At 44.6% G+C, this 6,845-nt stretch carries 6 protein-coding genes; all 6 read left to right on the plus strand.

Annotation, left to right across the window (positions count from 1 at the left end):
* Positions 1 to 161 precede the first annotated feature (161 nt).
* Positions 162 to 1,535, plus strand: a complete 1,374-nt coding sequence (gene mnmE / locus QZL69_RS00490; protein ID WP_022213275.1) for a tRNA uridine-5-carboxymethylaminomethyl(34) synthesis GTPase MnmE — start codon at positions 162 to 164, stop codon at positions 1,533 to 1,535.
* A 30-nt stretch (positions 1,536 to 1,565) separates the two neighbouring features.
* Positions 1,566 to 3,455: a tRNA uridine-5-carboxymethylaminomethyl(34) synthesis enzyme MnmG gene (gene mnmG, locus QZL69_RS00495; protein WP_022213276.1), complete on the plus strand. Its 1,890-nt coding sequence runs from the start codon at positions 1,566 to 1,568 to the stop codon at positions 3,453 to 3,455.
* 15 nt (positions 3,456 to 3,470) lie between these two features.
* Complete coding sequence (gene rsmG / locus QZL69_RS00500; protein ID WP_022213277.1) at positions 3,471 to 4,193, plus strand: 16S rRNA (guanine(527)-N(7))-methyltransferase RsmG; 723 nt, start codon at positions 3,471 to 3,473, stop codon at positions 4,191 to 4,193.
* Between the two features lie 194 nt (positions 4,194 to 4,387).
* Positions 4,388 to 5,368 carry an ABC transporter ATP-binding protein gene (locus QZL69_RS00505; RefSeq protein ID WP_022213278.1) on the plus strand — a complete coding sequence of 327 codons (981 nt, stop codon included), beginning with the start codon at positions 4,388 to 4,390 and terminating at the stop codon, positions 5,366 to 5,368.
* Positions 5,365 to 6,228 (plus strand): ABC transporter permease, encoded by an 864-nt coding sequence (locus QZL69_RS00510; protein ID WP_022213279.1) that lies wholly within the window; start codon positions 5,365 to 5,367, stop codon positions 6,226 to 6,228. The genes QZL69_RS00505 and QZL69_RS00510 overlap by 4 nt, the downstream gene beginning before the upstream one ends.
* Before the next feature lie 13 nt (positions 6,229 to 6,241).
* On the plus strand, positions 6,242 to 6,845 hold a 604-nt coding region (locus tag QZL69_RS00515), incomplete at its 3' end, for a DUF7088 domain-containing protein (RefSeq protein ID WP_291517587.1).

Here is a 6,845-nt window from a genome sequence, read left to right on the forward strand (position 1 = left end):
TTTGACCAAGTTACTGTGAACGAAGTGAACAGTAACATTAAATCAGCAGTGAAAACAGTTCACAACTGAAATATAAAATGTTATTCTAGGTGAAAGCGTGAATAACACGTGATTGGCGTGTGCTTTCTTCTGGGATAACATTTTTTTTATAAGGAGGAATTATGGAAAAAACGATCGCTGCGATCTCAACTGCTATGAGTGCGTCCGGAATCGGGATCGTCCGTATCAGCGGAGATGAAGCAATGGATGTGATTTCCCGGATCTATCGTTCCAAAAACGGAAAGAAAAATATCAGGGAAGTACAGAGCCACACGATCCATTACGGTTTCATCTATGATGGAGAAGATGTGGTTGATGAAGTTCTGGTTATGATCATGAGAGGACCTCACACTTATACTGGTGAGGACACCGTAGAAATAGATTGTCATGGCGGAGTCTATGCCATGAAGAAGGTTCTGGAAACCGTGCTCAAAAACGGAGCCGTGATCGCAGAACCAGGAGAATTTACAAAGAGAGCTTTCTTAAACGGAAGGCTGGATCTGTCGCAGGCGGAGGCTGTCATGGATGTCATTCAGGCCAAAAACTCCATGGCACTCAAGAGCTCCGTAGAACAGCTCAAAGGCTCCGTACAGCGTGCCGTAAAAGAGATCCGGAGCAGACTGCTCTACCAGATCGCATATATAGAATCTGCCCTGGATGATCCGGAGCACTACGATCTCACCGGCTATCCACAGGAATTAAGAGTCATTGTGGATAAAGAGACCAAAGAGATCCAGGACCTGTTGAAAACTGCCGACGACGGAAGAATGATCCAGGAGGGGATCAAGACAGTTATCCTCGGTAAACCAAATGCCGGCAAATCTTCCCTCCTCAATTTCCTGGTAGGCGAAGACCGCGCGATCGTCACAGAGATCGAAGGCACAACGAGGGATATCCTGGAGGAATACATTTCTCTGAACGGAATTACACTTCGCGTGATCGATACCGCAGGAATCCGCGAAACCGAGGATGTAGTGGAAAAGATCGGAGTCGGCAAAGCCAAACAGATGGCAGAGGACGCAGACCTTATCCTGTATGTTGTAGATTCATCCAGACCACTTGACGAAAACGATGAAGAGATCATAGAATTACTTTCCGGAAGAAAAAGCATCGTGATCTACAACAAGACAGACCTTGAGCCGGTCGTAGATATGGAGAAAATAAAGCAGCGTACCGGAAGTCCGGTGATCCCTGTTTCTGTAGTGGAAGAAACAGGGATCCGTAAACTGGAAGATGAGATCAAGAACATGTTTTTCCAGGGAGAACTTTCTTTTAATGATGAAGTATACATCACAAATGCAAGACACAAAGCTGCACTGGAAGAAGCGAAAGAAAGCCTGGAACTTGTGAAGAACAGTATTGATATGGGAATGGCAGAAGATTTCTTTTCCATCGACCTTATGAATGCCTACGAAAGCCTCGGAAGGATCGTGGGAGAATCCGTAGGGGAGGATCTGGTCAATGAGATCTTCAGCAAATTCTGTACAGGAAAATAAACGCAATTTAGAAAAGAAGGGAAGATAAAAATGGAGGACAGAAGACTGGAGAAAAACTGTGATATCGTTGTAGTTGGAGCCGGTCATGCAGGATGTGAAGCAGCTCTTGCCTGTGCAAGACTGGGACTTGATACCGTAATGTTTACAGTCAGTGTGGACAGTATCGCACTGATGCCGTGTAACCCGAACGTAGGAGGCAGCTCCAAGGGACATCTGGTAAGAGAGCTGGATGCACTCGGCGGGGAAATGGGCAAAAATATTGACAAGACTTTTATTCAGTCCAAAATGCTGAACCAGTCCAAGGGACCTGCAGTTCACTCACTCAGAGCGCAGGCAGACAAACAGGCATACAGCACAGAGATGCGTAAGACTTTGGAAAACCAGCCAAACCTTACGATCAAACAGGGAGAAGTAACCAAACTTCTTGTAGAAGATGGAAAGATCACAGGTGTAAAATTATATTCAGGTGCAGTTTATCACTGCCAGGCGGTCGTACTCTGCACAGGAACTTACCTCAAGGCACGCTGTATTTATGGTGATGTCAGCAACTATACAGGTCCGAACGGACTGCAGGCGGCAAACTATCTGACGGATTCACTCAAGGAACTTGGAATCGAAATGTTCCGTTTCAAGACAGGAACACCGGCACGAATCGCAGGAAATACCATCGACTATTCCAAGATGGAAGAACAGTTTGGTGATAAGAGAGTTGTACCGTTCTCTTTTTTCACAGACCCGGAAAGCGTGCAGATCGAGCAAAAATCCTGCTGGCTTACCTACACAAACGAAAAAACACACGAGATCATTCGTGCAAACCTTGACCGTTCCCCTCTGTATTCCGGAATGATCGAGGGAACAGGACCGAGATACTGCCCGTCCATCGAGGACAAAGTAGTAAGATTTGCTGATAAGAAACGCCATCAGGTATTTATCGAGCCAGAAGGACTTTATACAAACGAGATGTATGTCGGTGGAATGTCAAGCTCCCTTCCTGAAGATGTTCAGGATGAGATGTACCACTCCGTACCGGGACTGGAGCATGCAAAGATCGTAAAGAACGCCTATGCGATCGAGTATGACTGCATCAATCCGCGGCAGCTTTATCCGACACTGGAATTCAAGAAGATCAAGGGACTTTTCAGCGGCGGACAGTTCAACGGAAGCTCAGGATATGAAGAAGCAGCTGCACAGGGACTGATCGCCGGAATCAATGCGGCTATGGAAGTTAAGGGACAGGAACAGCTGATCCTTGACCGTTCCGAGGCATATATCGGCGTTCTGATCGATGACCTTGTTACGAAAGAAAACCACGAACCATATCGTATGATGACAAGCCGTGCAGAATACCGTCTGCTTCTCAGACAGGATAATGCAGATTTACGTCTCCGCAAGAAAGGTTATCAGGTCGGTCTGATCGACGAGGAGACTTATCAGAAACTTCTTGAAAAAGAAGCAGCGATCGCAAGAGAAATTGAGCGAACAGAACATGCGACGATCGGAGGAAATCCGGAAGTGCAGAAGCTCCTTGAAGAAAAAGGAAGCACTCTTCTGAAATCCGGAACAACCATCGCAGAACTGATTCGCAGACCGGAACTCACTTATGAAGACCTTGCGCCGATCGACAAAGAACGTCCGGAACTTCCATGGGACGTAAAAGAACAGGTTGAGATCAATCTGAAATACGAAGGCTACATCAAGCGTCAGATGAAACAGGTAGAACAGTTCAAGAAACTGGAAGCAAAGAAGATCCCGGAGGACTTGGATTATGAAAAAGTCGGAAGCCTCCGTATTGAAGCAAGACAGAAACTGGAAGAATACCGCCCGGTATCTATCGGACAGGCGTCCAGAATCTCCGGCGTATCTCCGGCAGATATCTCTGTGCTTCTTGTATATCTGGAACAGTACAGACGAAATGCATAAAGAAGGAGCAGATCAATGGCATATGATTTAACAATACTGGAAGAAGGCTGCCAGGAACTTGGCATCACTCTCGATGAAGTCCAGAAAAAGCAGTTTACAGATTTTTACGAATATCTTGTAGAAAAAAATAAAGTCATGAACCTGACCGGTATCACAGAATTTCAGGAAGTGCTGGTAAAGCACTTCCTGGACAGCCTTGCCTGCGTAAAAGCAGTGGATATGAGCAAGGTAAACAGGATCATGGATATCGGAACAGGTGCAGGTTTTCCGGGCGTTCCGCTCAAGATCGCGTTCCCGCATCTGGAAGCCTGCCTTCTGGATTCTCTCAAAAAAAGAGTGAACTTCCTTGAGGAAAATTTCCAGCTTCTGAAACTGGAAAATATCACTGCGATCCACGGCAGAGCCGAAGAATTTGCCAAAAACAAAGCATACCGCGAAACGTATGATCTCTGTGTTTCCCGTGCGGTATCCAATCTGGCAACTTTATCAGAATACTGCCTTCCATATGTGAAGACAGGCGGATTTTTTATTTCCTATAAATCAGGTACCGTACAGGAAGAAGTAGAGCAGGCACAGAAAGCAATCAAGATCCTCGGCGGCAGGATCCAGGATGTTGTCTATTTCCAGCTTCCGGATTCAGAGATCCAGCGCTCCCTCGTTGTGATCGAGAAGGTCAAAGCGACCCCGGGACGTTATCCACGCAAGGCAGGCACTCCTCTCAAAGAACCTTTGTCATAAATTATCCTGAATTTCTCAAATTCCTTTTCACAGAATCCTCACAGATTTATCCAATTTTTATCACAACTTTCTCATAGAATATTTCAAGGAGCGGATGTAAGATCCGCTCCGTAATAAAAGATGTTTCCAGGTATCCCCTATCTCTGTTTCGCCCGGAAGCATCTTCTGTTTGTAAAGAAAAGGAGGAGAAATTTGTGATTGAAGTAAACAATCTGGTCAAACGTTATGGCGACCATACAGCAGTTGACCACCTTTCTTTTAAGATAGAGAAGGGAAAAATCTACGGCTTTCTCGGGCCGAACGGAGCCGGTAAATCAACAACTATGAACATGATTACCGGTTATATAGCATCTACGGAAGGAACGGTAACCATTGACGGTCATGACATACTGGAAGAACCGGAACAGGCAAAGAAATGTATCGGTTATCTGCCGGAAATTCCGCCTCTTTATTTCGATATGACAGTGCTCGAATATATGAATTTCGCCGCTGATCTCAAAAAAATCCCAAAAAACGAAAAGAAATCCATGGTTGAAGAAGTCATGGAGATGGTCAAGATCTCAGATATGCGTAACCGCCTGATCAAAAATCTGTCCAAAGGTTACAGACAGAGAGTTGGACTTGCACAGGCGATCCTAGGATATCCGGAAGTTATCATCCTGGATGAGCCGACAGTAGGACTTGATCCGAAGCAGATCATAGAGATCCGCGATCTGATCAAGAGCCTTAAAAAGAAACATACCGTTATCCTGAGTTCTCATATTCTTTCTGAGGTAAGTGCAGTATGTGATTATGTATTGATCATTTCTCATGGCAAACTGGTTGCCAGCGATACGCCGGATAACCTGGGGAAACTCGCGCAGGGTTCCAACAATCTGTCACTTCTTGTCAAAGGAGATAAGGACAAGATCCGTATTCTGCTTGGAGAGATCGAGGGGATCAAGGAGATCGCGATCAACGCAGCCAAGGATCAGGAAGGCTGGGAAGTGAAACTTTCCACAGAAGAAAATACAGATATCCGTGAGGAAGTTTTCTTTAAGATGGCAGAACATCATTATCCGATCCTTGAAATGCAGTCCAAGAAAGTATCCCTCGAAGAGATCTTCCTGGAGCTGACCGAAGATGACAAGAAGAAAAAACCTGAGGAACCGGAGAAGGAGGGAGAAACGAAATGACAGCAGTATATAAGAGAGAGCTGAGAAGTTATCTCACATCTATGGTAGGATATTTGTTTATTTTCTTTATCCTGCTTCTTACAGGTATTTATTTTTCGGCCTATCAGCTGGCAGCAGCTTATCCGAAATTTGAATATACGTTAAGTGCGCTGACCTTTGTATTTCTGATCAGCGTTCCAATCCTGACCATGAGAGTTCTTGCAGAAGAACGGAAACAGAAGACAGACCAGCTGCTTCTGACAGCGCCGGTTTCTGTCGGCCAGATCGTTCTTGGTAAATATCTTGCACTGGTAACGATCTTTGCGATTCCGATGGTCATCATGTGCTTTTACCCACTTCTGATGTCAAAATTCGGAACAGTTTCTTTTGCAGGAGCCTATACAGGTATTCTGGGATTTTTTCTGCTTGGCTGTGCAAACCTTGCAATTGGTGTATTTGTATCTTCCCTGACTGAGAGTCAGGTTATTGCAGCAGTTCTTACCTTTGTATTTCTGTTTGCATTTTATATGATGAACGGAATTTCCTCATTCTTTTCAGAGGGAGCTCTGTCTACCTGCATTACATTTGGACTTCTGATCCTTGCGGCAGCTCTGATCATTTATACGATGATCAAGAATCTGCTGATTTCGGCAGCAGTATGTGTGATCGGAGAGATCATTCTTGCGATTATATATGTGGTAAATTCTTCTTTCTTCTCAGGCGGGATCCAGAAGGCTCTGAATATCGTTAACCTGAGTAGCCATTTTGATAACTTTGCCAATTCGATCTTTGACATCAAGGGAATCCTGTATTTCGTGTCAGTGATCGCAGTTTGTCTTTTCCTGACCGTACAGTCTATTGCGAAGAGACGTTGGAATTAAGGAGGCGAGAAAGATGAAACTGAAGGAAAAGTTTAACAAAAAAGACGGGCAGAACAAGAAAGAAAAGAAGCCGTTAAAGCAGAGGATTAAAGAATCCATGAATGGAAAATATCTGAAAAACGGTTCCTATAGTGTTGTGATCAGTGCGATTTTTATTGTGATCGTAATTGTGATCAATATGATCGTCGGATCTCTGCCATCTAAATATACAGAGTTTGATGTAAGCTCACAGAAGCTTTACAGTATCGGCGATGAGACGAAAGCTTATCTCAAGAAGCTGGACAAGGATATCGCGATCTATCAGGTTGTCCAGAGTGGTTCTGAGGATGAGACATTAAAGAGACTTCTGGAAAAATATGCGGAAGAATCTTCGCATATTAAAGTTGAGACAAAAGACCCTGTTGTAAATCCGAAATTTACTTCTCAGTATACAAGTGATGATGTTTCTGCAAACAGCCTGATCGTTGTATGCGGTGACAGAAGCAAAGTCGTATCTTACGATACGATCTACCAGTCCTCCATGGACTATAACACTTACAGTTATACAACAACAGGATTCGACGGCGAAGGACAGATCGACAGCGCGATCTCTTATGTAACATCCGAAAATCTTCCGA

This window comes from Blautia sp. CAG:237 (assembly GCF_000436615.1).
GTDB classification, from domain to species: Bacteria; Bacillota; Clostridia; order Lachnospirales; family Lachnospiraceae; genus Blautia_A; species Blautia_A intestinihominis.

What these genes read in the sequence shown, in the direction of transcription:
- mnmG (WP_022213276.1), top strand. Translation starts at nt 1,566, where the DNA reads ATGGAGGACAGAAGACTGGAGAAAAACTGTGATATCGTTGTAGTTGGA.
- rsmG (WP_022213277.1), top strand. Translation starts at nt 3,471, where the DNA reads ATGGCATATGATTTAACAATACTGGAAGAAGGCTGCCAGGAACTTGGC.
- mnmE (WP_022213275.1), top strand. Translation starts at nt 162, where the DNA reads ATGGAAAAAACGATCGCTGCGATCTCAACTGCTATGAGTGCGTCCGGA.
- QZL69_RS00510 (WP_022213279.1), top strand. Translation starts at nt 5,365, where the DNA reads ATGACAGCAGTATATAAGAGAGAGCTGAGAAGTTATCTCACATCTATG.